24 protein-coding genes are annotated in these 23,782 nt (G+C 67.9%); 9 read left to right on the forward strand and 15 right to left on the reverse strand.

The window, feature by feature from the left end; translation table 11 throughout:
• Window positions 1–18: 18 nt before the first annotated feature.
• From ABDZ89_RS03475 to ABDZ89_RS03485, 3 genes are read right to left on the reverse strand one after another with little or no spacing between them, the layout of a single operon-like run.
• Window positions 19–1,461: a pentapeptide repeat-containing protein gene (locus ABDZ89_RS03475; protein ID WP_343776664.1), complete on the reverse strand. Its 1,443-nt coding sequence runs from the start codon at window positions 1,459–1,461 to the stop codon at window positions 19–21.
• 59 nt (window positions 1,462–1,520) lie between these two features.
• Window positions 1,521–3,278, reverse strand: a complete 1,758-nt coding sequence (locus tag ABDZ89_RS03480) for a DUF2070 family protein (protein WP_343776666.1) — start codon at window positions 3,276–3,278, stop codon at window positions 1,521–1,523.
• Entirely contained in the window at window positions 3,279–4,343 is a 1,065-nt protein-coding gene (locus tag ABDZ89_RS03485; protein ID WP_343776668.1) for a glycosyltransferase, read from the reverse strand.
• 260 nt (window positions 4,344–4,603) lie between these two features.
• Here ABDZ89_RS03485 and ABDZ89_RS03490 point away from each other — a divergent pair, with 260 nt between their 5' ends.
• Window positions 4,604–6,064: an NAD(P)H-hydrate dehydratase gene (locus ABDZ89_RS03490; protein ID WP_343776670.1), complete on the forward strand. Its 1,461-nt coding sequence runs from the start codon at window positions 4,604–4,606 to the stop codon at window positions 6,062–6,064.
• Window positions 6,054–6,581: a cyclic pyranopterin monophosphate synthase MoaC gene (gene moaC, locus ABDZ89_RS03495; protein ID WP_343776672.1), complete on the forward strand. Its 528-nt coding sequence runs from the start codon at window positions 6,054–6,056 to the stop codon at window positions 6,579–6,581. Before ABDZ89_RS03490 ends, moaC begins: the two co-directional genes overlap by 11 nt.
• Before the next feature lie 9 nt (window positions 6,582–6,590).
• Here the strand turns inward: moaC and ABDZ89_RS03500 are convergent, their stop codons facing one another.
• Window positions 6,591–7,775: a glycine cleavage system aminomethyltransferase GcvT gene (locus ABDZ89_RS03500; RefSeq protein WP_343776674.1), complete on the reverse strand. Its 1,185-nt coding sequence runs from the start codon at window positions 7,773–7,775 to the stop codon at window positions 6,591–6,593.
• A gap of 132 nt (window positions 7,776–7,907) precedes the next feature.
• On the opposite strand from ABDZ89_RS03500, the gene ABDZ89_RS03505 reads away from it, so the two are divergent.
• Window positions 7,908–8,570: a S26 family signal peptidase gene (locus tag ABDZ89_RS03505; RefSeq protein ID WP_343776676.1), complete on the forward strand. Its 663-nt coding sequence runs from the start codon at window positions 7,908–7,910 to the stop codon at window positions 8,568–8,570.
• A 22-nt stretch (window positions 8,571–8,592) separates the two neighbouring features.
• Here the strand turns inward: ABDZ89_RS03505 and ABDZ89_RS03510 are convergent, their stop codons facing one another.
• Complete coding sequence (locus ABDZ89_RS03510) at window positions 8,593–9,084, reverse strand: NYN domain-containing protein (protein WP_343776678.1); 492 nt, start codon at window positions 9,082–9,084, stop codon at window positions 8,593–8,595.
• Window positions 9,085–9,316: 232 nt separating this feature from the next.
• Between ABDZ89_RS03510 and ABDZ89_RS03515 the strand changes: the two genes are divergently transcribed.
• Window positions 9,317–9,568, forward strand: a complete 252-nt coding sequence (locus ABDZ89_RS03515; protein WP_343776680.1) for a DUF7999 family protein — start codon at window positions 9,317–9,319, stop codon at window positions 9,566–9,568.
• 391 nt (window positions 9,569–9,959) lie between these two features.
• Window positions 9,960–10,568, forward strand: a complete 609-nt coding sequence (locus ABDZ89_RS03520; protein WP_371152885.1) for a mechanosensitive ion channel family protein — start codon at window positions 9,960–9,962, stop codon at window positions 10,566–10,568.
• Window positions 10,569–10,619: 51 nt separating this feature from the next.
• Here the strand turns inward: ABDZ89_RS03520 and ilvD are convergent, their stop codons facing one another.
• A complete protein-coding gene (gene ilvD, locus ABDZ89_RS03525) occupies window positions 10,620–12,410 on the reverse strand; it encodes a dihydroxy-acid dehydratase (protein ID WP_343776684.1) in 1,791 nt (596 codons plus the stop codon).
• Between the two features lie 117 nt (window positions 12,411–12,527).
• Window positions 12,528–13,328, reverse strand: coding sequence for a TrmB family transcriptional regulator (locus ABDZ89_RS03530; protein WP_343776686.1), 801 nt, complete (start codon window positions 13,326–13,328; stop codon window positions 12,528–12,530).
• A 390-nt stretch (window positions 13,329–13,718) separates the two neighbouring features.
• Between ABDZ89_RS03530 and ABDZ89_RS03535 the strand changes: the two genes are divergently transcribed.
• Complete coding sequence (locus ABDZ89_RS03535) at window positions 13,719–14,516, forward strand: TrmB family transcriptional regulator (RefSeq protein ID WP_343776687.1); 798 nt, start codon at window positions 13,719–13,721, stop codon at window positions 14,514–14,516.
• Between the two features lie 31 nt (window positions 14,517–14,547).
• Here ABDZ89_RS03535 and ABDZ89_RS03540 read toward each other — a convergent pair whose 3' ends face one another.
• A complete protein-coding gene (locus tag ABDZ89_RS03540; protein ID WP_343776688.1) occupies window positions 14,548–14,889 on the reverse strand; it encodes a DUF7344 domain-containing protein in 342 nt (113 codons plus the stop codon).
• Window positions 14,890–15,057: 168 nt separating this feature from the next.
• Between ABDZ89_RS03540 and ABDZ89_RS03545 the strand changes: the two genes are divergently transcribed.
• On the forward strand, window positions 15,058–15,294 hold the full coding sequence (locus ABDZ89_RS03545; RefSeq protein ID WP_343776690.1) for a HalOD1 output domain-containing protein: 237 nt from the start codon (window positions 15,058–15,060) through the stop codon (window positions 15,292–15,294).
• A gap of 394 nt (window positions 15,295–15,688) precedes the next feature.
• Here ABDZ89_RS03545 and ABDZ89_RS03550 read toward each other — a convergent pair whose 3' ends face one another.
• The 6 genes from ABDZ89_RS03550 to ABDZ89_RS03575 form a co-directional block, all read right to left on the reverse strand.
• Window positions 15,689–15,865: a DUF7511 domain-containing protein gene (locus ABDZ89_RS03550; RefSeq protein WP_343776692.1), complete on the reverse strand. Its 177-nt coding sequence runs from the start codon at window positions 15,863–15,865 to the stop codon at window positions 15,689–15,691.
• Window positions 15,866–16,034: 169 nt separating this feature from the next.
• On the reverse strand, window positions 16,035–16,346 hold the full coding sequence (locus ABDZ89_RS03555; protein ID WP_343776694.1) for a HalOD1 output domain-containing protein: 312 nt from the start codon (window positions 16,344–16,346) through the stop codon (window positions 16,035–16,037).
• 181 nt (window positions 16,347–16,527) lie between these two features.
• Window positions 16,528–16,839: a HalOD1 output domain-containing protein gene (locus tag ABDZ89_RS03560; protein ID WP_343776696.1), complete on the reverse strand. Its 312-nt coding sequence runs from the start codon at window positions 16,837–16,839 to the stop codon at window positions 16,528–16,530.
• 71 nt (window positions 16,840–16,910) lie between these two features.
• Entirely contained in the window at window positions 16,911–17,174 is a 264-nt protein-coding gene (locus tag ABDZ89_RS03565; RefSeq protein ID WP_343776698.1) for a HalOD1 output domain-containing protein, read from the reverse strand.
• Window positions 17,175–17,368: 194 nt separating this feature from the next.
• A complete protein-coding gene (locus tag ABDZ89_RS03570) occupies window positions 17,369–17,923 on the reverse strand; it encodes a DUF7344 domain-containing protein (protein ID WP_343776700.1) in 555 nt (184 codons plus the stop codon).
• Between the two features lie 187 nt (window positions 17,924–18,110).
• On the reverse strand, window positions 18,111–18,710 hold the full coding sequence (locus tag ABDZ89_RS03575; RefSeq protein WP_343776702.1) for a DUF7344 domain-containing protein: 600 nt from the start codon (window positions 18,708–18,710) through the stop codon (window positions 18,111–18,113).
• Window positions 18,711–19,224: 514 nt separating this feature from the next.
• Between ABDZ89_RS03575 and glmS the strand changes: the two genes are divergently transcribed.
• Window positions 19,225–21,039 carry a glutamine--fructose-6-phosphate transaminase (isomerizing) gene (glmS, locus tag ABDZ89_RS03580; protein ID WP_343776704.1) on the forward strand — a complete coding sequence of 605 codons (1,815 nt, stop codon included), beginning with the start codon at window positions 19,225–19,227 and terminating at the stop codon, window positions 21,037–21,039.
• A gap of 11 nt (window positions 21,040–21,050) precedes the next feature.
• Here glmS and ABDZ89_RS03585 read toward each other — a convergent pair whose 3' ends face one another.
• Window positions 21,051–22,055, reverse strand: a complete 1,005-nt coding sequence (locus tag ABDZ89_RS03585) for a glycosyltransferase family 2 protein (protein ID WP_343776706.1) — start codon at window positions 22,053–22,055, stop codon at window positions 21,051–21,053.
• Between the two features lie 188 nt (window positions 22,056–22,243).
• Between ABDZ89_RS03585 and ABDZ89_RS03590 the strand changes: the two genes are divergently transcribed.
• A complete protein-coding gene (locus tag ABDZ89_RS03590; protein ID WP_343776708.1) occupies window positions 22,244–23,749 on the forward strand; it encodes a lipopolysaccharide biosynthesis protein in 1,506 nt (501 codons plus the stop codon).
• Window positions 23,750–23,782 lie beyond the last annotated feature (33 nt).

Here is a 23,782-nt window from a genome sequence, read left to right on the forward strand (position 1 = left end):
GCGCAGAGCGTCTCGGTATCAGATGCGATCCCTATTGCTGAGTACGTAACCGAGCAAGATGATGAGTGCCGTCCCCAGATACGTCTCGACGAAAACTACTGCCTCCGTGAGCGCGCCGAAGACGATCCCGGCTACCTGCGGCGGATGGGGCGGCGATGTGACTAGCGTAACCACGCTGTAGTAAACACTTCCGCCCTCCCAGCCGCCGCCAACGGTCGGAACGACGGCGTACCAAGCGGTCGTCAGGGCAAACAACAGCGCCGTCAGTCCGAGGACTCGGGAGGCTCTGGTTCCGTACCCGGTCAATAGCCTGGATAGTGTCATCCCGACCCAAGCGACCAGCTGCCGACGATGGAATGCCTCCATCGTCCGTGCCTTTTTCTCCGAAAAACGGGCGCTGCGGGCGAGTCGGTCGATCCCCTTATCGCTGAACACTGACTTAAGATGGTGGTACGCTTTCGCAAGCGCGTCATAATGATCAGCGTCGTCAAGAGCCGGCGGCACGCCCCCGACGACGGCCTCACGGTCGATATCCGCGTCGTCAACGCTGACTCCACGGATGTCCGCTCGCAAGAGGTCGGCGCCTCGTAGGTTCGTCGTGGAGAAGTCAACCCCCCGCAGGTCCGCTTCGGCGAACCTAGTCTGTTTAAAACGTGTCCCCGACGGATCGGTACCGGATAAGTCCGCCCTAGACAGGTCTGCCTGACTGAAATTGGCTTCCGACAGGGTCGCACCACCGAACGTGGCTTCGGACAGGTCCGAGTCGATGAGAGACGCCCCAGAGAGATCAGCGTCGCCGAACTCTGCGCTCCCCGCGTCGGCTCGGATCACCCTCGCCTCTTGGAGCTCAGCTTCAAGCAAGTGTGCTTCTGAGAGGTCGGTGTAAAACATTCTGGCGTACGAAAGGTTCGCTCCAAAGAGATCGGCTTCCGACAGAACCGACCTGTTGAGCCGCGTTCGTTTTAAAATCGCCTCCGGTAGAAAAGCACCGTCAAGATTCGCCGAAGACAGATCGGCGTCGCTGAGGTCAGCTCCGGGCAGGTCAGCACCTTGTAATTCCGTCTTCGTGAGGTCGACTCCCGACAGGTTTGCCCCGGATAGGTCAGCGAAGGACAGATCCGCTTCGGAGAGAGATACCTCCTCGAGTTCCGCGTTCGAAAGGTCGCTCTCTCGCAACGCCACCTTGTCGAGGTTGACAGAGTCCTGAAGTTCGACGCCGGACATACACGCGCCGTCGAGTAGCACTTCGAACCGAGCGCTCTCTACCGTCTCGGGAAACCTGATCCGGCTCGTTCGGCCGTCTATCGACCCCGCCTCTACATCGGTCGTATGCCATACACACCGCGCCGCTTCTGTCGACGCCGTCTCCCTCCAACAGCAACTCTGCTGGTCCGGCGGCGTCCCTACTTCGTGGTCCTCTGGCCATGTGTACCCACACCGATCTATCGGCGGACCGGCCATAGTGAATATTAATGATCATTCGACAACAGCTTTTCGCAGCAACAACTTCCGTACCGCCCTCAGAAGAACAGCCACAACACGAGCAGCGCGTACAGCGTCACGAGGGAGATTACCGTCAGGCGGATGAGGATGTTGACGCTGAACACGAGTCCGTTGTAGTCGTTCTTGAGGAGCTTCACCGGCCCCGTCCGGCGGCTCGCGAGCCCGACGGTCGCGGGGGCGACGTCGTCGACGGCGCGGTCGATCGCGCGTTCGATGGCGTCGGTGTCTGACTCGCGCATGTTCGCCAGTTCGTGGATCGAGGCGTGGGTGTCCGTCGAGAAGGGGATCACCGCGTCGAACTCGTCGCGGTAGCGGTCGGCGGTCGCGCGCACGTCGGGCGTGAGCCCGTTCGTGTCGACGCCGATCCACAGCGTCTCCTCGCCGTCGACCGACTCGACGAACGCCAGCGCGTGCTGGTCCGCGTCCGCCAGCGCGAAGCCGGCGGCGTAGTCGCCGAGCGGGGCGTCAGCGAGCGTGTCGCGGAAGTCGTCGAACGCGCGCTTCAGCCGGTCCGCCCGGTCCGTGCCGTACTGGATCTCCACGTCGGGACCGTTCTGGATGTCGTGTCTGTGCTGGTCGACGAGGAGCACCTCGTCGTGGTCGACGTCGCGCATGAACACCCCGGTGTCGTAGTCGTCTATCCCCTCACCGTGGAGGACGATCACTTCCTTGTCGCCGATCCGACGCCCGTGGAATCGGATGTCCGCGTACCCCTCACGCTCGCCGTACGACTCGGTCACGAGCCGCGAGGCGCGGTCGGTGCGGTCCGGCTCCGCGACCGCGTCGAGGATCCGCTCCGCGTCCGCCGGGTTCGAGAGGTCCTCCTTGTGCGTACACGGGACGTGAAAGAAGAAGCCGGCCGAGCCCTCCGGCGGGTCCGCGCCGACGCGGTCGCCGCCGTCGCCGCCGTCGCCGCGCCTGCCGTCGTCTCCGCCGCCGTCGCTCCGCTCGCCGCGGTCGGCGTTCAGCGCGTCGATCACGTTTCCGCTCAACTGCCCCCCGCCGAACCCGCCGAGGGGACCGGGGTGGACCCACGGCGCGGCGAGCGTGAGCCGGTCGCCGTTGTCGACGGCGAACGTCTCCACGAACGGGCGGGCCTCGACGCCGAGGTCGAGCGATTCACGGTCGTTCCGGAGGAGGCCGGAGGTGAGTTCGAACGCGGAGACGTCGGTGTTGCTCTTGATGAGGTAGTCGACGACGACGAGGACCAAGACGAGAAAGCCCGCGGCGATGAGCAGCGAGGCGAACGCGAACACGTGTCGGTACGTCGTGAAACCGAAGTCGCTGCCGCCCAGCGCGTAGAACGCGCCGATCAGGGCGGCCGGCTCGACGAGCGACAGGAGGAGGATCCGGTCGGAGCGGTCGATGCCCGTCGAGACGACGAGGACGAGGATGTTGATCAGGTACAGCGTGATGAAGCTGAGCCAGATGATACTCCAGGCGTTCCCGACGTTGTTCGCGCCCGAGAGCACGAGCGCGTACACGAACAGGACGGACTGCGAGGTGAGCGCGAGGAAGTAGCTCCACGACCGCGGGTAGCCGTCGAGGACGCGCGGGAACAGTTCCGCGGCGACGGCGAAGGGGAGCAGGAAGATGAGCACCGCCACCGGAACGATCCGGGAGGGGTCCGGCGCGAACGGGGTGAAGAGCCAGATCGACGCGAACGTCGCGAGCCCGTACACCCCGCTGAGGCCGACGAGCGCCGCCGCCTGAACCCGTACCCCCGGGACGGAGAACACGAGCCGCTGGAAGGCGTCGACGTTGTCCGCGCCCATCTAGGCGGTCACCCCGTAGATCGATTCGAGCTCGTCTATCGTCTGTGACACGGAGAACCGCTCGACCGCGCTGCGAGTGTCCCTGTCGCGGTCGAGGCAGTCTCGGACCGCGCGCTCCATGTCGTCGAGGTCGTCCAGCGCGAAACGGGCCCCGTTCTCGGGGCCGATCGTCTCGTCGAACGGCGCGACGTCCGCGGCGGCGACGGGGGTGCCGCAGGCGTTCGCTTCCAGCGTCGAGAGGCCGAGGGTGTCGCAGGTCGACGCCGTGACGAAGACGTCGAGGGCGGCGTAGAAGTCGGGGAGGTCCGCTCGCGGCAGGAAGTCGTGGAACCGGACGTTCGCGGGCGCGTCGGCCTCCAACTCCGCGCGGACGGGCCCCTCCCCGACGAGTTCGAACCGGAGCTCCGGCAGTCGCTCCGCGAGCCGAAGGATCTCGTCGACGTTCTTCTTGCGGGTCATCCGGCCGCTGTACCCGACCACCGGGGCGTCGGCCGCCGTCGGGCCGCCGTCGGTCGCGAGCGCGTCGACGCGGGCGTTCCGTCGGGGCCGGAACCGGTCCATCTCGATGCCGACCGGCAGTCGGTACGGCTCCACGTCGCGGCGGATCCGAGAGGTCGAGGCCGTGACGCAGTCGAACGCGTTCAGAAAGCGGTTCTCGTAGGCGACGTACGCCTTGCCGGCGAGCGAGGCGAGCCGCTCGGACTTGAGGCCCTGAATGAAGTAGTCCTCGATCGGCGTGTGGTGGGTGTACACCGACGTGGCACCGTGCCGCTTCGCGTACCGGATCCCCATCAGGCCCGTCGAGGCCGGCCCGTGACAGTGGACGACGTCGAGGTCCGGCAGCGACGACAGGCGGCTGTAGGTCGGGAAGCGGTACTGGCGGTAGAATGGGTTCGGCAGCGACGGGACCGGTATCTCGTGATCGTCCGGGTCGTGGCTGCTCGCGGGGTACACGACGTACACGTCGTGGCCCCGCGCCTCGAGGCGCTCCCGCCACGCCTGAATGGTGTACGTGACGCCGTCGATCCCGGGAAAGTAGCTGTCGGTGAAGAAGCCGATTTTCATGATGGCGTCTGGTGGTGGAGGGGTCGCGGTCGGCCGCGCTCGTCGCGGCGGACTCGGAGTGGAGGGAACGCGCCGGTGAGGGCCGTCGAAGGGGCCGTTGCCGGGGTCGGCGCGTCGACCGATAGTGCCGATACCACAGTTGATCGCGGGTTCTCCACCGGACCGCTTCAACATTTTCATTTCCCGAGACGACCGGTTCGCCGGCGGGCGCACCGACCGCGACCCGCCCGCTTAATCGTCGGGCGCCCGAACCGACCCCCATGATCACGACCGACCGAATGGCGGCCGTCGACGCCAACGCGGCCGCGCTCGGCGTGCCCCGCAAACAGTTGATGGAGTCGTCCGGCAACGCCGTCGCCAGCGAGGTTCGAGCCGTCGCGGACCCGGGCGCGGCCGTTGCGCTGGTCTGCGGCCGCGGGAACAACGGCGGCGACGCGCTCGTCGCGGCGCGGTTCCTGTCGGCGTACGACGTCACCGTCCACCTGCTCGGGCGACCGGAGACGATCCGGACCGACATCGCCCGGGAGAACTGGGACGCGCTCGCGAGCGCCGAGATACCGACCGAGGCCGTCACCGACGCGAGCGAGTTCGACGTGACCGATCCCGGCGGTCGCGACCCCGAGGTCGTCGTCGACGCGATGCTCGGGTCCGGCGTCTCCGGCGGGCTCCGCGAGCCGGAACGCACGGCGGCGACCGCGATCAACGCCACCGACGCGACGGTGATAGCGGTCGACGTTCCCTCCGGTATCGACGCCGACACGGGCGACCCGACGGGGGAGGGCGATTCGGTCGCCGTCGACGCCGACCGCGTGGTGACGTTCCACGACGAGAAGCCGGGGCTGGCCGCGCTCGACGCCGCCGTCACGGTCGCGGACATCGGCATCCCGGCCGCGGCCGAGCGGTTCACCGGGCCCGGCGACCTCCTCGGTCTGGACCGCGACCCCGACTCGCACAAGGGGGACAACGGCGAGGTGCTCGTCGTCGGCGGCGGGCCGTACACCGGTGCGCCGACCCTCTCGGCGCTCGCCGCCCTCCGAGCGGGCGCGGACCTCGTCCGCGTGGCGTGCCCCGAGTCGGTCGCGAGCGCGGTTCAGGGGTTCTCGCCGAACGTCATCGTCCGGGCGCTCCCCGGGGACCGCCTCGGCCCGTCGCACGTCGACCGGGTCGCGTCGCTCGCGGCCGACAACGACGTGACGGTTGTCGGCCCCGGCCTCGGGACCGACGACGGGACCCGCGAGTTCGTCCACGAGTTCCTGACGGAGTACGCGGGACGCGCCGTCGTCGACGCCGACGCGCTCCGGGTGGTCCCCGAGGTCGACACCGACGCCGGCCTGATCTGTACGCCCCACCAAGGCGAACTCGTCGGCATGGGCGGCGAGACGGCGTCGGACCCGGACGAACGCGCCGAGTTGGTCCGCGCGTTCGCGACCGAGATAGGGGGGACGCTGCTCGTGAAGGGAGCGGTCGACGTCGTCTCCGACGGGGCGGCGGTCCGACTGAACCGCACCGGGAACCCGGGCATGACCGTCGGCGGGACCGGCGACGTGTTAGCGGGGACCGTCGGCGCGCTGGCGGCCGTCACCGACTCGTTCGGCGCGGCCGCGGCCGCCGCGTACGCAGTGGGGCGAGCCGGTGACGCCGCCGCCGACGCGAACGGCGCCGGACTGGTGGCGACGGACTTACCCGACCGGCTGCCGGAGGCGATGCGTAATGGCGAATGAACGGGACGAGGCGGGGTCCGGAGCGGGCGACGCTGACTCGCTGACCCACACCGACGACGACGGCGACGTTCAGATGGTCGACGTGGGCGACAAGCCCGATTCGAGCCGCCGGGCCGTCGCGCGCGGCGAGATCCGACTGACGCAGTCGACGGTCGCCGCGGTCGAGGCGGACGCGGTCGAGAAGGGCGACGTGCTCGCGACCGCGCGTATCGGGGCGGTTCAGGCCGTGAAACACACCTGGGAGACGATCCCCATGTGTCACCAGATACCGATCACCAACGTCGACACCGAGTTCGCCGTCGGCGACGACCGGATCGAGCTGTCCGTCGCGGTCGAGACCACCGGGAAGACGGGCTGTGAGATGGAGGCGTTAGAGGGGGTCACGACCGGACTCAACACCATCTGGGACATGGTGAAGGCGGCGGAGAAGGACGCCGACGGCGGCTACCCGGACACCCGTATCGCCGACGTCGAGGTCGTCGAGAAGCGGAAGCGGCGGGTCGAGTCGGCGGAGTGAGCGAGCGAGCTAGCGGTCGAGGAACGGCGGGATCACGACCTCGGCGCGCTTCTCGTCGCCGCGGACGACGACGCTGACCTCGGTCCCGGCCTCGGCGTAGGACTCGTGGAGGTAGCCCAGTCCGATCGGTTGATCGAGCGTGGGGCTCATCGTCCCCGAGGTCAGCTTTCCGACGCGCGTGAGGTCCCCGTCGGTCACGGCGTAGCCGCCGCGGGGGACGCCGCGCTCCGTGAGCCGGACCCCGACGAACCGTTCGGTGACGCCCTCCTCCTTCTGCGCCGCCAGCGCGTCGCGGCCGACGAACTCCGTGTCGAGGTCCACCACGAACCCGATATCCGCCTCATAGGGCGTGCGGGGCTCGTTCTCCGGGTCGAAGTCCTGACCGGAGAGGAGGAACCCCATCTCGGTGCGGAGCGTGTCGCGCGCGCCCAGTCCGCACGGCTGTGCGTCGCGCGGTTCCCCGACGAACGCGTCCCAGACCGGCTCGACCGCGTCGGCGGGACACATCACCTCGAAGCCGTCCTCACCGGTGTAGCCGGTGCGAGCGACCCAGCTCTCGACGCCCGCTACATGCGCGACGGTCGCCTCGAACTTCGAGAGGCCGACGACGCGGTCGGTCGGCGTCCCTTCGTCGAGGGCGTCGGCGGCGTCGGGGCCTTGGACCGCGAGCATCGCCCAGTCGTCGGTGACGTTGGCGACGGTCGCGTCGAGCCCCCACTCGTCGCGGTGGTCGACCCATCGCTCGGCGGTGTCCGCGTCGTGGCCCGCGTTGGGCACGAAGAGGTACGCCGGGTCGCCGTCGGGCGCGTCGAGGTCGACGACGTCGGTCCCCGATCGCTCGGCGAGCGACGGGGCCGCTTCGCCGGCCTCGGTCCCGTCGGGGAGCCGGTAGACGACCGTGTCGTCGAGCATCACGCCCTCCCCGTCGGTGATCGCGGCGTACTGGGAGTCGCCCGGGCCGAGCGCGCTCACGTCGTTCGTCGTGAGCCGGTTCATCAGCTCGGTCGCGTCCGGGCCGGCCACCTCGATTTCGCCCATGTGCGAGACGTCGAAGACGCCGAGCGACCCGCGGACCGCGGCGTGTTCCTCGCGGATCGAGTCGAACTCGACGGGCATCTGCCAGCCGCCGAAGTCGGTGAACTTCGCGCCGCGCGCGTCGTGGGCCTCGTGGAGCGGGGGGTACCGATCGGTCATACCTGACCCTCTCTCGGCCGAACCTAAGCTTTTGTGACATCGGGGAATCGCGGCCAGAGCGGCCCCCGGCCGAGCGGGGTCACGCGAACCTCGGGCGACAGGCTCAAGCGGTCGCCGGCCCCCCTATCGGCCGTGAGCAGCCCTCGCTCCGACCGCACCGCCGCGGTCGCGCCGGCGGTCGCCGTCCTCCTCGTCGCGGTGGTGATCGGCGCGCTCGTCGGGACGTGGCCCCCGTTCGTCGCGGTCGAGAGCGGCAGCATGACCCCGGCCGTCGAGCGCGGCGACCTCGTCGTCGTCACCGCGACCGACCGAGCCCCGTGGGGCGACCTCGCGGCGGCCACCGACCCCGACGCCCCCGAGCGCCTCGGCGGCGCCGGCGACGTGGTCGTGTACGCGGTGCCGGGCGCCGGGGGACGACCGGTGTTCCACCGGTTGGCGTTCCACGTCGACGCCGGCGAGGACTGGACGGAGCGGGCCGATCAGGACCTCCTCAGCGGCGACTGCGCGGAGTTGACGACCTGCCCGGCGCCGTACGACGGCTACGTCACGCACGGCGACGCGAACGAGCTGTACGACCAGAGCGCCGGGATCGCCCCCGTCGTCCGCGAGGAGTGGATCGCGGGGAAAGCGCTGTTCGCGGTGCCGAACCTCGGCTGGGCGCGGGTGGGGGTCGACGCGGCGGCCGCGCGGTACGGGGGCGTGGCGACCGCCGTCGTCGTCGTCGGCATCGCGGGGCTCGCCGGCGGGGTCGGCGCGCTGGTCGTCGGGAGAGTACGGCACGGAAAACGACGGTAGGTCGGCGGTGTGGCGGGCGGACCTACCGCGAGGCGGACGGGGAGGCGTCCGCGTCGGTGTCGCCGTCGAGCGTCACCGAGCCGTTGGCCGCGTTCCGGAGCGCGTCCGAGCGGCCGAACTCGCCGGGCGCGATCGCGAGCGTCCGGATCCCGTAGCCGTTCGCCGTCTCGACGACCGGCTTGAAGTCGGTGTCGCGCGAGGCGATCGCGAGCGTCTCCATCCGCCCCTCGGCGGCGAACCGGGCGGCGTCGACCGCGAGCCGCACGTCCACGTCGCCGCTCGTGATCACGACCTCGAAGCCGCGGGCCTCGGCGGCTTGGATCAGCCCCGGCGTCGCGTGTTCGTCGAGGTACAGCCGGGTCGTCACGAGCGGCCCCTCCGCCTCGGCCGCCAGCCGCACGTCGTCGAGGTCGACGTCGAACTCGTCGCGCAACACGTTCGGGCCGTCGACGAACAGCGCCACGCCGCCCGCGTCCGGGTCCGTCTCGCCGCTCGCCTCGTCGCCTTGCTCCATGGCCGCGATCCGAGACCGCCGGAGATAGGCGTGGTGATCCGCGCTCGACCGAGGCGGAGTGCGGCGTCCGGTCCCCCGACCGCCGAGCGGCGGTGCCGCACGCGCCACGGGCGCCGCGTCGAGACTGATCGTTTCGGCACTTGGACACCTTATATTCGTATAACCACCTCCCTCACGACCGTAGTGAATATACGGAGAGTTAAAGTAGGATGTCCAATTATCTGGAAGTAAGATGTCGCAACCAAACGCGTACACCGTCATTTCCGAGCAGAACGATCATGAATGTACCACGGTCCGTGCACATCCGCGGAACGAGACGTACCACGTCGTCGAGTACGCCGACGAGGACGCGCGCGAGCGCGTCGCCGACCTGCCGGTCGGTTCGGTGGTACGCATGGAGCTCTCGCGCGCCGGTCGCCGGAGCAACGTCTGGTGTGCCGACTCGGTCCGGACCGCCGAGACCGACGGGGGCGAGCGGCAGTAGCGCTGGGTCCGCTCCGCGGGCGGCCGCGGGAGACCGTTCCGCGTCCCTCGCCCGCCTCGCCGGAGTCCGTTTCGGGTCCATCGGTCGCTTTCTCGGAGTCCGCCTCCGTTCCCCGTTCGATTCGCCGCGTTCCTCCTCGTTTCCGCTCGTTGCTCGATCCCGAGCGGCGAGTCTCAGACGGTCTCGTCACCGATTACGCACAAGTTACCACAGATGACAGTGCGACGAGGCGATGGCCGAGGCCGTCTCGAAGCGCGCTCCCGCGCCGGTCGTGCTCGTCCGCTGACGGGGCGTCCGACCGCCGGTCCGAATTCCTCCCCGGTTTGCCACCATGCGTTCGGCGACCCTCGCGCCGACCCCAAACGGTTTCCCCCGAGCCACCGCCGATACGATGGAAATGGGAACCGAACCGACACAGCCGATCGCCGAACAGACCGTTCAGGCGGTGTTCGACGAGTTCATCACCGGCGTCGTGGGCGCGATCCCGCGGATCATCTCGGGGATCGTCTTCCTCGCGCTCGCGTACGTCGTTATCAAAGTCATCCTCCTCGTCACGCAGGCCGCGTTCCGGCGGGTCTACCCCGTCGAAGAGGAGCTCGTCGTCGACCTCTCGGTCGCCATCGTCGGCATCTTCCTCTGGTTCGGGGCGGCGCTCGCGCTCTTGAAGATCGTCGGTATGGGCGAGGTGGCGACCAGCCTCGGGTCCGCGGCGGGCTTTATCGGCTTGGGCGTCGCGTTCGCGCTCAAGGACATGATCGCCGACACCGTCGCCGGCGTGTACCTCCTGCGCGACGAGGATTTCAACCACGGAGACGTCGTCGAGACGGCCTCGGTCACCGGGACCATCATCGGGATCGGGCTGCGAAAGACGCGGATCCGCTCTGGGGACGGGAAAACGATCGTACTCGCCAACAAGGACGTGGAGAAGAAGTGGACGCAGCACGCGACGGGTGACGCGTCGGACGTGCCCGGCGACGCGACCGTCTCGGACGCGGCGTGACGCCGGCAACGCGGCACGGCTACGGAACGGGCGCCGGAACTCCGTGTCCGCTCAGCGCTCGCGCGTGAGCCGGGGGTTCGTCACCGCGCCGAGGTCCGCCGACGCGAAGTCGCGCGCGTACTTCGCGAGGACGCCGCCCTCGTAGGGGGGTTCGGGCGTCTCCCACTCGTCGCGGCGGGCGGCCAGTTCCTCCTCGGAGAGGTCGACTTCGAGGTCGCGCTCGGGGATGTCGACCGTGACGTGGTCGCCGTCCTCGATGAGTCCGATCGGGCCGCCGACGGCGGCCTCGGGTGCGACGTGGCCGATCATCGGGCCGCGGGTGCCGCCCGAGAAGCGGCCGTCGGTGAGCAGCGCCACGTCGTCCTCGTGGCCCGCGCCCACGACGGCGGCGGTGACGCCGAGCATCTCGCGCATCCCGGGCCCGCCGCGGGGCCCCTCGTTGCGGATGACGATCACATCTCCGGACTCGATCCCGCCGGACTGGACGTACTCCATCGCCTCCTCCTCGTCTTCGAACACTCGGGCCGGACCCTCGTGGTAGAACTCGTCGTCGCCGGTCACCTTCAGCACCGCGCCGTCGGGCGCGAGGTTGCCGTCGAGGACCTTGATCGCGCCCTCGGGCTCTTTCGGCTCGTCGACGGTGTAGAGAAAGTCGGCCTCGATCTCCGAATCTTCGGGGAGGTCCCCTCGCTCTTCCAGTTCCGCGATCTCCTCGGCGAGCGTCCGACCGGTCACGGTCATCGCGTCGCCGTGGAGCAGGTCGGCCTCCAGCAGCCGCCGGAGCACGACCGGCACGCCGCCGATCTCGTGGAGGTCGTTCATCACGCGGGTGCCGCCGGGCTGGAGGTTCGCGACCTTCGGGGTCCGCCGCGAGATCTCGTCGAAGTCGTCGATTGAGAGGTCGACGTCGGCCTCGGCGGCGAGCGCGAGGAGGTGGAGGACGCCGTTCGTGGAGCCGCCGATGGCGGTCTGGAGCGCGATCGCGTTCTCGAAGGACTCCCGCGAGAGGATGTCGGAGGGGCGGCGGTCGTTCTCGATGCAGTCCATGACGAGTTCGCCCGCGCGCTCGGCGACGGCGTAGCGCTCGGGGTCCTCGGCGGGCGCCGAGGCGGAGCCGAGCGGCGCCAGCCCGAGCGCCTCGGCGATGGAGGCCATCGTGTTCGCGGTGAACATCCCGCCGCAAGAGCCCGCGCCGGGGCAGGCGTGGCGCTCTAGATCGTCGAGTTCGTCCGCGTCCATGTCCCCTTGCGCGTACGTCCCGACCCCCTCGAACACCTGGACGATCGTCACGTCGCGCCCGTCGTGTTGGCCGGGCATGATCGAGCCGCCGTAGAGGAACACGCTGGGGAGGTCGGTGCGGATGGCGGCCATCATCATCCCGGGGAGGTTCTTGTCGCAGCCGCCGACCGTCACGAGGGCGTCCATGCGCTCGCCGAAGGAGACGAGTTCGACGCTGTCGGCGATCACTTCCCGCGAGATCAGGCTCGCCTTCATCCCCTCGGTACCCATCGAGATGGCGTCGGAGATGGTGATCGTCCCGAACTCGATGGGCATCCCGCCCGCCGCGTCGACCCCGTCGAGCGCGGCGTCGGCCACGTCGTCGAGGTGGACGTTACACGGGGTGATGTCGGCCGCCGGGTTCGGCACGCCGACGATGGGCGACGAGAGGTCCTCGTCGTCGAACCCCATCGCGCGGAACATCGCCCGGTGTGGCGCCTTGTCCGGTCCCTCGGTCACGTCTCTGCTCCGGAGGTCTTCGTCCTTTCCGCCGGCGAATCGGTCGGTGTCCTCCCGGCGGCGCCGCCGCTCGTCGTCGTCAGATTGCGACTGCTGTTCGCTCATACTCGCCCCTGTCGCTCGGGGCTCTTAAACCGCCGCGTCGGGGCGAGGGTTGCTCGGCGGGGCGAACCAGTTCGGCCCGGCGGTGAGGGGGTCGGCCGACGTCGACGTGTCGGACCGCTACTGCGGGTCGCGAGCGGGGATCAGCCCCTGGGCCATGAGCCGCCGGGAGATCACGACGAGGCCGTTCCCGAACCCCTCGCCGAAGATCGCCTGCTCCTCTTTGTTGTCGGGAATGATCGTGCTGACGAGGATCGTCGAGCGGTCGACCAAGAGGAGCCGCCCGATCGCCGTCTCGTCGGCCGGCAAGTCTTGGTCCCGTAACCATTCGAGCCCCGAAACGAACGTCGTGGCGTTCGGAACGGCCGTTTCGATCTCTTCCCGAAGCGGCTCGGACAGGGCCCCGACGACCAGATCGATGTCGTCGTCGACGCCGTTGAGCGTCTCGATGAGGTCGTCGGTGAGAAGCGAACCGTCGCCCACGACGAGGACGATCTCCTCTTCCGCCGCGCCGATGAGCTGGTCCGCCCTGCTCTCGATCGCGTCCCGACCGGTCATCGCCCAGATCTCCTGTACCGGGGACTCCTCGTCGTCCTCGACGGTCTCGATGGTGTCGAGCGCGTTCCGGAGCCGCCCCACGCGCTCCTCGTACTGGCCGCGGAGCGTCTCCGTCGCCTCCTCCAGCGAAACGGCGCGGAACCGCTGCGGGCTCGAGTGTTGGATCTCGACTAATCCCTGCGCCTCCAGCACTCGTATCGCGTCGTACACGCGGGTCCGCGGGACCTCCGTGATCTCGCTGAGCTTCTTCGCGGTGCCGGTGTTGAGCCGAGCGAGCCCGACGAAGCATCGGGCCTCGTACTCCTTCAGACCGAGTTGCTGGAGGATCTCGATCGCTTCCTCCACGTTTTTTGACGTATCCATGTGTCCCAACCTCTCGGGATCCCCCCGAGATTCGCATGAGGATTACCCCCGGGAAGGGATAGGCATTGTCACTATCGGAGTGACGAACGAGTCCGTTTTGCGCGCTCTTCGCCCCAGCTCTCGGCACGGCGCGTGCCTGAACGATATCCGGCCCAGAGAGGTTGTCACGTTCATAGTGACTAAACCCGTGACGCTCCGTGTCAGCTCGAAATACGCCCACAGGTATATTCCCCCGGAATAACTCAGTTAATCACAAAAAGGATAACTACGTGGGGCACGGGTCATTACTCGCACGCAGTCCAGTCGAGTGTCCCAACCACCCTACTGCTGCGTGCCCGGTCCGGTCACCTCGTTTCGGGGTGACCGGGTTCTCAACACTCGACACTACCGATGAACGACGAGCCGATCGAAGACCCGCAGTCGGCAGCCGTCGAACAGCTCGAACAGTTCGGGCTGAGCGCGTACGCCGCGCGGACCTTCGTCGCGCTCTCGGCGCTGGAGTCCGGGACGGCCAAGGACGTGAGTCGCGCGTCGGAGGTCCCGCGGACGCGGGTGTACGACGCCATCGACGAACTCCACGAGAGGGGACTCGTCGACGTGCTCCAGTCGTCGCCGAAGCAGTTCCGCGCCACCTCGGCCGAGACCGCGAGTCGGACGTTCGAACACGAGCTCCGACATCGGGCGGGCGTCCTCCGGGCGGCCCTGAGCGAACTCGAACCCGTGGACCACCGGACCGAACAGCGCGGCGTCTGGACGGTCGACGGCCGGCAGCCGGTCACGGAGCGCGTCCTCGAGTTCTTCGCGAGCGCGGACGAGGAGATAGTGTACATGACCGTCGAGGACCTGCTCACCGACGAGGTGATCGACGGACTGAGCGAGGCCGCGGGACGCGGCGTCTCGGTCAAGCTCGGCGGCGTCTCGCCGGCCGTTCAAGAGCGCATTCGAGACGACATCCCCGGGGCGACGATGTTCGAGTCCCTGTGGGTCTGGTCGGACACGTCGGCGGGACGACTGCTGATGATCGACCGCCGCAAGACGCTCGTCAGCGCGCTCGTCAACGGCGCGGACGCGTCCAGGTCAGACCCGCGGTCGGAGACGGCCATCTGGGGCGAAGGCGAAGCGAACAGTCTCTCGGTCGTGTTGAAGGCGATGTTCACCTACCGGTTAGAGCGCGAGGACGCGATCTGAGCGACGCGCTCGATCGGGTCGACACCCTCGATCACGTGCCGTAAGGCGTCGGCTCGTGCTCGGTCGGAAGGGCGTCTAACACCGCTTCGACGCGTTCGTCGGGTCGGTACCGGATCACGCCCTCGTCTCGTCTGTGTTCGATGAGGCCGTGGTCGGCCAGTTTGGGCAGGTGGCTGTGGATCAGTCGGATCTCGAGTCCCTCTCGGTCCGTATCAGCCGGGAGCGACTCAGTCGCGTCCGCGTCGTGGAGGTCGTCGACGAGTTCCTCGAACGTCGTCTCCCCGTCCGAGTCGGTTCGCAACCGCCGAATGACCCGTCTTCGCTGGCGGTCAGCGACGAGAGACAGCGCGGCGTCGAGACGTGATTCACTCACGACAGAGCGGTCGGTGCCCACGGGTATCAAGTGACCAGTTCCTCACGCCCGGACTTTTTTTCATTAACAGAGTAACGGTCGGCCGACGACCGGTCGTTCTCCGTCCCGCATCCCTGACGGCGGTCCGAATGGACAACCTTATGATTATAAATAAGGGAATTAACGGTCGTGACTCAAGCCCTCATCGAGGAGGTAGCAAGAGCCCTCGCCGACGTCGAATCGGTGGAGCCACACGAACTCGACGTCTCCATCGAGGACCACGTCTCCACCGACGCGATCCGCGACCTCGTGAGCCACGACAGCGACTCGTGGCGCCTCCGGTTCGAAACGCCGAACCACGTCGTCGAGGTCACGGGGACCGAACAGATCCTCGTCGACGGCGAACAGGTCCGATCCCCTCGCTGAACGCGGCCCGCCGGACGCCGGACGACGAGTTCACTCGTCGTCGGGGACGAGCATCTCGGGGTCGCGTTCGTACTTCGGGGTCGACACGAACGTCGCGATCCGCCGCTTGTCGGCTTCCGTGATGGAGCTTTCCATACCCACCCATTAAGCCGAGGTAACTTGAGTAATAAGTCCGTTCCGGTCGGTAGTCCGTCGATACTCGGCACCGATCGCGGGAGGCGACGGCTTCGCGGACTCGCGTGCCGAACGGCCGGACGGACGCGGGCCGGAGACGCGGTCACACCGCCGGTCTCACGGCTGGCGTCAGACCGGTCTCCGCGACCGATCAAACGGCGTTTCACGGGTCAGTACGCGGAGCGGGGAACCGGTTCGGAGGGCGGGAGTCGAGAGCGCGTCACCGCATGGTGGCCGCAGAGCAGTAGGCCTCCTCGCGGGCGGTGATCCACGCGGTCGTTCGGCGTTCGTCGTCGACGTCCCTCGGGAATATCGTACACTCGGTCGACCGCCCGTCGTCGCTGACGACGGCCGCTTCGTACGCCTCGTATCTCGGGGTCGGTGAGTCCCGATCCATCGGATATCGGCGAGACCACCGCCGAACTGATTGTTATAGACGGCTTACACGACCGCGACGACCGACGGACTCGACGGGGAAACCGACTGCGGCGAGTCTGAAGCGGGGGGCGCTCGACGAGGCAGGCGCTAGCGGGGTAGCGACGGAAACGGACGACGATATCGCCGAGTTACTCGCTTTGAGGGTCAGTAGAACTGTGTTTCACGGCGACTTCACCGTCGTTCAGGACGGTCACCTCGCAGCGGGCGAACGAGAACGCGAGCGACATCGGGCCGTCGCTCGAACGAACCAGCGAATCCAGCGCGTCCGGGTCGAGAGCGCCGTAGAGCTGCGGCAGGTCCAGCTGTTCGCGGTTCGTCGCCTCCGACACCGCCTCGACCACACCGGTGCTCGGTGCCGTCGACTCCCAGTCGTACGCTGTCCGAAATTCGTCCGTCCCCGCCGCGCCGAACTCGGAGACATCTCGATCCACTTCGTTCATTCAGATACATATTACTCGGGCGAACCCACTACTAACTCTTATGAATTCCAGCGGGTCGGTCGGGAGGCGACTCAATTCATCGGTTTTCGGGGACCGGCCGCCGATCCGGGGAGGTCGACCGCGTCGCGTCACGCGCGACATGTCAGATTGATATACGGTCCGGGCGGCGCAACGCCGCTCGTCACTCGTCGGCGTCGTCCCGGGCCGCCGTGCGGACGACGACCGTTCCGCTGCCGTGGACGACGACGGTCCGCTCGGCGAGGGGAAACGAGACGCGGGTTCCGGCCGCCGGTCGGTCGTCGCCGTCAGACCGGAAGATGTCGTCCAGCGCGTCGGGATCGATGCGATCGTACAGCGGGCCGAACGAGACGGGCCCGCCGGCCACGACGTCTGCGACGACCTCCACGACCGCGTCCGACGGCCTCGTGTCCGACCAATCGTATCGTTCGCGTGCCTCGATCGCTCCGCGCTCCGACACCCTGTCCTGTTCCATGCCCCTACCTTTCGACGCGGGTGTATAACTTTGTTGTGAGTATCTAGGTGACACGTTTACTCCGGGGGCGCTCACGCGCTCGTGTCCGGCGAGCGCTCGCCCGGAGTCCGTTGCGGCCGGACGTACACCGTGGAGTCGGCACAGACGAACACGGACATTCCGGCGTACGAGAAGGCGATCGTCACGTCGTGTGAACGGTCCTCCGTCACCACCGCGTCGAGTCCGTCGGTGTCGATCGCCTCCGAGAGCGGTGGGAGCGCGTCCACCGGCTCCCCGAGCGCGTCGGAGACGGTTTCGCTCACGGTGACACAGATCTCCTTGTGAACGCTGCTCATACAACGGTGGAGACGCCCTTAGTAATTAATAATAAAGAACATATTCGATCCTCCCTCGTGCTTACTCGAACCGCGCTTTTCGTGTTCCTATGCTTACACCTACGCGGTTTGAAAATTACTGGGGTGGAAGTCGGGAACGACCGCACCTCGCCCTCCGACGGCCGGAACGGAACCCGTGACCGCTCTCGGGCGGGTCACTGGTCGTACTGGCTCAGTTCGACCGGAACCTGCTCGGTGTCGTTTTGCATCCGCCAGTACTGCCCGACGATCGACGCGACGAGCGCGACGAGGGTGGCGACACCTACTACCAGTAGCGAGACGGCCCCGAAGACGGCGACGTTCAGCGCCGACAGCGACAGCGCGGTCGCCCCGACCACCGTGAGGAGGAAGTAATGGAATCGCCACGGGTACGTCGTCCGGTCGTCCGTCGTGAGGTACTCGTCGATGTCGTCTGCCCGTTCGGCGAGCCGGACGACCCCGCTGTCTTTGTCGTACTCGATGGTGTTCATCTCCGCCATCTTCGGGAGGTGCGTCTGGTACAGGGAGACGTAGACGCGCTTGCGCTGTTGGCTCGTCAGTTCGTCTACGGGAACGTCGTTCTCCATCGACGCGATCTCCGTGGCGAGCTCCTGCATGTCGACCGACCCGCCGTTCGTCCGGAGGTAGTACAGCACCATCCGACGCCGGTGGTTGCTCAGTAGTTCGAACACGCCGTCCGGCGTCAACGGCTCCGTCTCGGCGGAACTCATCGCCAGGCGTACCGGTCCCGTTCGTCGGTTCCGTCTCCGTTCATGTCCCGTCTCTTTCCCAAACGGGACATAGTTATGGACCGGATTATCTCCTCGTAGGACGCTCCTAACGGGCGTTTTCGTCGCAGTCACTTCCCCTGACGCGAGCGCTATCCGGGCGGTAGGAACCCGGAAGACCGGTGTCGCGTTACTCGAAGTACCGGAACGCCGACACGCCGACGAGCGCCCCGACGAGGAGCGCCGTCGTCACTTGGAACACGGTGTTCGATCCGATCGCGCCGAGGACGACGGGGACGGCGAGGACGACGGCGGCGACGAGCGACAGCGTCGAGTGGTACTCGGTCCACCCCGAGTCGTCGGCGTCTTCGTCGACGGAGAGATACCGCTCGAAGAGGTCAGTGTTGTCCGCGGTCTCGATATGGCCGCGCGGTTTGTTGTACGCGATCGCGCCGTAGTCGTCCATCTTCGGCAGGTGGCACTGGTAGAGCCCGACGTAGACGCGCTTGCGTTCCTGTGAGGTGATCTGTCTGATGTCTTTGCCCGTCTCGCGCGCGGCGATCTCCTCGGCCAACTCGTCCAGTGTCACCCCCTCGTTCTCGTCTTCGATCAGGTATCGCAGCACCCGTCGGCGCCGTTGGTTCTTCAGGATCTCGAACAGCTGATCGAACCCGATCGGCGCCTGCTCGATGTTCAACGGCTCGACGCTCGAACCGGCGGCTTCCGGTCCCGACGACTCCGGATCGGCCTGACTCTCCGGGCGAGTTTCGGCTTCTGGATCGGCGTTCATTTCACACCTCTGTTCCAATTTGTCACAGAACTATGCGTCTTTGTTGTCTTTTCGTTCATCATTGTCGGGATATTTGTTATCTTGCTACGTTGGTGACGAGTCTACGTGTGAGGGGCCTTACCGGGTAATTTCATGTTTCTTACTTAACTCTTCTATATTTTCACAGACTGTTTGTGTACTGAATAAACGAGAGAATCCGGTCCTCGTCGCGACGCGCCGGAGGACACCGACGTGTCGGGTCCGGCCGCTCGGACCGTCCGCTTCACCCGGAAATCGCGCGACCTCGCTCGCGCGAGGACGGCCGAAAGAGACGTTAAAACCCACGGAGAACGGCGGAGCGCTGGACGGGGTATCAGCCACATACTCGCGGTCCGGAGCGAAATCCGGTCCATAACAAAGTACATCTCTGGGTATGTGACGGCATGGAAATCGGTCCCTGTACGAACACGAACGGTGCGCGCCGACTACCCGAGACGGCGTGTGCGGGCGGCGAGGCCGACGGGGTGACGAGGTAATGTGCGGCATCGTGGCTCGGATCGGCGAGAGCGACGAGGCGGTCGACGAGCTGCTCGCCGGACTGGACAACCTCGAGTACCGCGGCTACGACTCGGCGGGCATCGCCGTCCAGCGGGACTGCGGCGTGGACGTTCGCAAACGTGCGGGCGGCATCGACACGCTCCGGAACGCGCTCGCGGCGGCCCCGTCGGGCGGGGCCGTCGGCATCGGTCACACCCGGTGGAGCACCCACGGGCCGCCGACCGACGCGAACGCACACCCGCACACCGACTGTCTCGACGACGTCGCCGTCGTCCACAACGGGATCATCGAGAACTACCAGCGGCTCCGTCAGGAGCTCTCCCGGGCGGGACACGTCTTCGAGAGCGACACGGACACCGAGGTCATCCCGCACCTGATCGAGTCGGCGCTCGCGGACGGAGCGGCCCCCGCGGCGGCGTTCCGCGCTGCCGTCGATCGGATCGATGGGAGCTACGCCGTCGCCGCCGTCATCGGCGGTCGGAAGGCGGTGTACGCGGCGCGGAACGACTCACCGCTGGTGGTCGGCGCGGGCGACTCGACGCAGTACCTCGCCAGCGACGTGCCCGCGTTCCTGGAGTTCACCGACCGCGTCGCGTACCTCGAGGACGGCGACGTGGTCCGGGTCACCCCGAGCGGCTTCACGGTCACCGACGCGGACGGCGAGCGCGTCCGCCGCGCGACCGAGACCGTCGACTGGGACCCGAAGGACACCGGCAAGGGAGGGTACGACCACTACATGCTCAAAGAGATCAACGAGCAGCCGACCGCCCTCGGACGGTCCGTCAGCGGCCGGACCGACTCGGCCGGGAGCACGGTCGACCTCGACGGGTTCCCGGCGGGCGAGTTCGAGGGGGTCGACCGGGTCCATCTGGTCGCGATGGGGACCTCCTACCACGCGGCGATGTACACCGAAGCGCTGCTGGCGCGCCGGGGCGTTCCGGCGCGCGCCTTCATGTCCTCGGAGTACGCGTCGTCCCCGCCGCCCGCGGAGGACGGCACGCTCGTGATAGCGATCTCACAGAGCGGCGAGACCGCGGACACCATCGCGGCCGTCAGGGCGGCCCGGGCGGAGCGGACGCTGGTGGTCACGAACGTCGTCGGGTCGTCGCTGACGAGGGAGTGCGACGACGCCCTCTTGGTCCGTGCCGGCCCGGAGATCGGCGTCGCCGCGACGAAGTCCTTCTCCTCGCAGGTCGCGACGCTGTCGCTGCTCTCCGAGCGGATCCGTCGGGACGTGGTCGGCACGCCGTCGCCGGACGCGGAGGCGTTCCTGTCCGCACTGACGCGACTGCCCGACCAGGTTCGACAGGTCGTCGAGAGCCCCGCCGCCGAGGAGATCGCCGACGCGTTCACCGACTCCGAGGCGTACTTCTTCATCGGTCGCGGGCCGGGCCACGCGGTCGCGCTGGAGGGGGCACTGAAATTCAAGGAGATCACCTACGAGCACGCCGAGGGGTTCACCGCCGCCGAGCTGAAACACGGCCCGCTGGCGCTCGTCACCGAGGACACGCCGGTGTTCGCGGTGTTCAACGGCGGCTCCGACGACACGGAGACGCTCGGCAACGTCAAGGAGATCCGGGCCCGCGGCGGTCCGGTCATCGCCGTGGCGAGCGGGGACACCCCCGACCTCGAGGGGATCGCCGACCACGTCCTGTCGGTCCCGTCCACCCACCCGGAACTCGTGGGCGTGCTCGCCAACGTCCAGCTCCAGCTCGTCGCCTATCACGCCGCCAGACGCCGCGGCCGCTCCATCGACAAGCCGCGCAACCTCGCGAAGAGCGTCACGGTCTGAAGGCGGCGCCGTCAGCCGTTCCCTTCCTCGCCCGACCGGTCGGCGTCACCGCGACCCCGCCACGACACCGCCGCCGTCGTCCACCGGCCCGCGAGCGACTCGTAGGCCCGTCGCAGCCCTCGCACGCCCCGCCACGCCGGGGCCCCGCCGAGCGCCACCAACAGGTAGACCCACGTCTGCCGCTGTCCGGGGTCGTGACGCACCGAGCGCGCCAGCCAGCGGCGCGCCTCCCCGTAGCGCCCGTTCTCCAGCGCGGTCGCGCCGAGCTTCCGCGAGAGCGACGCGACGAGCATCCGCTCGCAGCCGGCGCCGTACTCGGCGGCCGACGCCCGGTGTGCGTCGAGGAACCGCGGGTAGGCCACGTCACGGGCGGCCTCGAAGTCGTCGGTGAGCTGGTCGTACTCCCCCAACCCGCGCCGGACCAGCTCCTCTGGGACCGACCGGAACTGCCCGTGTTCGGAGAGCCGGACGTACCACTCGCGGTCCTCCCAGATCGGGAGCGCCTCGTCGAAGGCACCGGCGTCGTCGATGGCCGCCCGGCGCACCATGAACGCCGAGGTCGGAACGCACGGGGCCCCGCGGAGCAGCGCCTCGGTGACGTCCCCGGACAGCGACGGGGAGCGGCCGCCGACGCGTTCGCCGTCGCGCACGGCGAACTGCCCCGTGTACACGGCGACGACGCCGGGCTCGAACGCCGACACCTGCCGCTCGATCTTCTCGGGGAGCCACCTGTCGTCGTCGTCGAGGAACGCGACGTACTCCCCGTCAGCGGCGCGAATCCCGACGTTCCGGGCGGCGCCCGGTCCCCGGCCGTCGTCGCGCCGGTACGTGACCGGCCGGTCACCGGCGCGGCGGCGCGCGAGCGACTCGACCGGCTCGCTGGACCCGTCGACGACGACGAGTTCAATGTTCGGGTACGTCTGCGCCCGGACGCTGGCGACGGCGTCCTCGAGTTTCGCCGGCCGATCGCGGGTTATCACGATCGCGCTGACCAACGGTCGGTCCGGTGTCTCCATTGGATGGACGTGCCCCGGGAACCGTATTGTTAGGACGGTCGTTACCGCGGGCCGCTCGTCACGGCGCCCGGCGTGACCCCGGGTTCGACACCACGCGACGCGGTCCGGCGTCCCCTCGACGGGCCGGTAACGCGTACATAACAATGCCCGAAACACGGGTCTGCGGAGACGGACCAACTCACCGCACCATGTCAGTTCTCTCCTCGGTTCGTCGACTCCTCACGCGGCTCACTCCGGGCGGCGACCTCACCGAACAGACGGTCAAGAGCGGCATCTGGGCCACGATCACGAACGTCCTCGATCGCGGCCTCCAACTGCTGATGATCGCGATCCTCGCCCGGATGCTCACGCCGGCCGACTTCGGGCTGCTCGGGATCGCCCTGTTGACGCTGACGGCGTTCAAGCGCTTCTCCAACATCGGGTTCGACCAGGCGCTCATCCAGAAGGCGTCCGGGAACGTCGACGACTACCTCAACACGTACTGGAGCATCGAGATCCTCCGCGGCCTCCTGCTCGCCGGGATCCTCGTGGTCATCGCGCCCTTCGTCGCCGGGTTCTTCGACGAACCGCGGGCCACCCCGATCCTCCGAGTCATCGCGCTCACGCCGCTGCTCCTCGGTCTCCGGAACCCCGGCATCGTCTACTTCAGGAAGAACCTCGAGTTCCACAAGGAGTTCCTCTACACGATGAGCGGCTCGCTGACGAACTTCGTCGTCGCGCTCGCCGTCGCGCTCGCGACCCAGAGCGTCTGGGCGCTCGTGCTCGGCTACGTCGCCTCCGACGCCGCTCGCATGCTGACGTCGTACGCGGTCCACGGCTACCGCCCGTGGCCGGACTTCGACGTTGAGATCGCCCGCGACCTGTTCGGGTTCGGGAAGTGGATCACCGGCTCTGAGAGCATCTACTTCCTCATCAACCAGGGCGACGACGCGGTCATCGGGTGGCTGCTGTCGGCCGCGTCGCTCGGGCTGTATCAGGTCGCCTACCAGTTCGCCAAGGCGCCGGCGACGGAGATCTCACAGATCATTTCGAGCGTCGCGTTCCCGGCCTACTCGAAGCTTCAAGACGACATTCCGGCCCTCCGGTCGGCGTTCTACCGGACGCTTCAGGTGACGATGGTGATCTCCTTTCCCGCCTCCGTCGGCATCGCGACGGTCGCCCCGACGTTCGTCGAGGCGGTCTTCGGCCCCGACTGGCTGCCGATGGTGCCGGTGATGCAACTCGTCGCGGTGTACGGACTGCTCATCGCGCTCGGTTCCGCCTACTCCCCGGTCTGGAAGGCCCTCGGCCGACCCGACTACATGGCGAAACTCGGCGCCTTCCGGCTCGTGTTGACCGCGATCATCATCATTCCCGCCACCCGCGAGTTCGGGATCGTCGGGGCCGCCGCGGCCGTCCTCGGCGTCTACGTCTTCCCGGTGATGCCCATCGACGTGTACCTCGTCATCGACTCGGTCGAGACGAGCCTCGGCCGACTGCTCCGGGAGATGTCGTACCCGGCGCTCGCGAGCCTCCTCATGGGCGGCGTCGTCCTCTGGTTACAGGCGACGCTGACGCTCCCGTGGGTGTTCCTCGAGCTGGTCGTCCTCGTCGCGGCCGGCGCCGCGGTGTACGGGGTCGCGGTACTGCTGCTCGAGACGCAACTGAATTGGGAGCTCCGGGAGACGCTCCGGAACTTCGCGGGGGCGATCTGACACCCGAGCCGGCCGCGTAAGCGATCGATAACA

The organism is Halorubrum ejinorense, from assembly GCF_039522565.1.
Classification (GTDB): domain Archaea; phylum Halobacteriota; class Halobacteria; order Halobacteriales; family Haloferacaceae; genus Halorubrum; species Halorubrum ejinorense.

Excerpts from the sequence above, each read along its gene's own strand:
- ABDZ89_RS03490 (WP_343776670.1), top strand. The coding sequence starts at position 4,604 with ATGATCACGACCGACCGAATGGCGGCCGTCGACGCCAACGCGGCCGCG.
- ABDZ89_RS03535 (WP_343776687.1), top strand. The coding sequence starts at position 13,719 with ATGAACGACGAGCCGATCGAAGACCCGCAGTCGGCAGCCGTCGAACAG.
- ilvD (WP_343776684.1), bottom strand. The coding sequence starts at position 12,410 with ATGAGCGAACAGCAGTCGCAATCTGACGACGACGAGCGGCGGCGCCGC.
- glmS (WP_343776704.1), top strand. The coding sequence starts at position 19,225 with ATGTGCGGCATCGTGGCTCGGATCGGCGAGAGCGACGAGGCGGTCGAC.
- ABDZ89_RS03555 (WP_343776694.1), bottom strand. The coding sequence starts at position 16,346 with ATGAACGAAGTGGATCGAGATGTCTCCGAGTTCGGCGCGGCGGGGACG.
- ABDZ89_RS03475 (WP_343776664.1), bottom strand. The coding sequence starts at position 1,461 with ATGGCCGGTCCGCCGATAGATCGGTGTGGGTACACATGGCCAGAGGAC.
- ABDZ89_RS03480 (WP_343776666.1), bottom strand. The coding sequence starts at position 3,278 with ATGGGCGCGGACAACGTCGACGCCTTCCAGCGGCTCGTGTTCTCCGTC.
- ABDZ89_RS03550 (WP_343776692.1), bottom strand. The coding sequence starts at position 15,865 with ATGGATCGGGACTCACCGACCCCGAGATACGAGGCGTACGAAGCGGCC.
- ABDZ89_RS03500 (WP_343776674.1), bottom strand. The coding sequence starts at position 7,775 with ATGACCGATCGGTACCCCCCGCTCCACGAGGCCCACGACGCGCGCGGC.
- ABDZ89_RS03585 (WP_343776706.1), bottom strand. The coding sequence starts at position 22,055 with ATGGAGACACCGGACCGACCGTTGGTCAGCGCGATCGTGATAACCCGC.
- ABDZ89_RS03565 (WP_343776698.1), bottom strand. The coding sequence starts at position 17,174 with ATGAGCAGCGTTCACAAGGAGATCTGTGTCACCGTGAGCGAAACCGTC.
- ABDZ89_RS03590 (WP_343776708.1), top strand. The coding sequence starts at position 22,244 with ATGTCAGTTCTCTCCTCGGTTCGTCGACTCCTCACGCGGCTCACTCCG.
- moaC (WP_343776672.1), top strand. The coding sequence starts at position 6,054 with ATGGCGAATGAACGGGACGAGGCGGGGTCCGGAGCGGGCGACGCTGAC.
- ABDZ89_RS03510 (WP_343776678.1), bottom strand. The coding sequence starts at position 9,084 with ATGGAGCAAGGCGACGAGGCGAGCGGCGAGACGGACCCGGACGCGGGC.
- ABDZ89_RS03520 (WP_371152885.1), top strand. The coding sequence starts at position 9,960 with ATGGAAATGGGAACCGAACCGACACAGCCGATCGCCGAACAGACCGTT.
- ABDZ89_RS03515 (WP_343776680.1), top strand. The coding sequence starts at position 9,317 with ATGTCGCAACCAAACGCGTACACCGTCATTTCCGAGCAGAACGATCAT.
- ABDZ89_RS03560 (WP_343776696.1), bottom strand. The coding sequence starts at position 16,839 with ATGGAACAGGACAGGGTGTCGGAGCGCGGAGCGATCGAGGCACGCGAA.
- ABDZ89_RS03530 (WP_343776686.1), bottom strand. The coding sequence starts at position 13,328 with ATGGATACGTCAAAAAACGTGGAGGAAGCGATCGAGATCCTCCAGCAA.
- ABDZ89_RS03485 (WP_343776668.1), bottom strand. The coding sequence starts at position 4,343 with ATGAAAATCGGCTTCTTCACCGACAGCTACTTTCCCGGGATCGACGGC.
- ABDZ89_RS03570 (WP_343776700.1), bottom strand. The coding sequence starts at position 17,923 with ATGAGTTCCGCCGAGACGGAGCCGTTGACGCCGGACGGCGTGTTCGAA.
- ABDZ89_RS03575 (WP_343776702.1), bottom strand. The coding sequence starts at position 18,710 with ATGAACGCCGATCCAGAAGCCGAAACTCGCCCGGAGAGTCAGGCCGAT.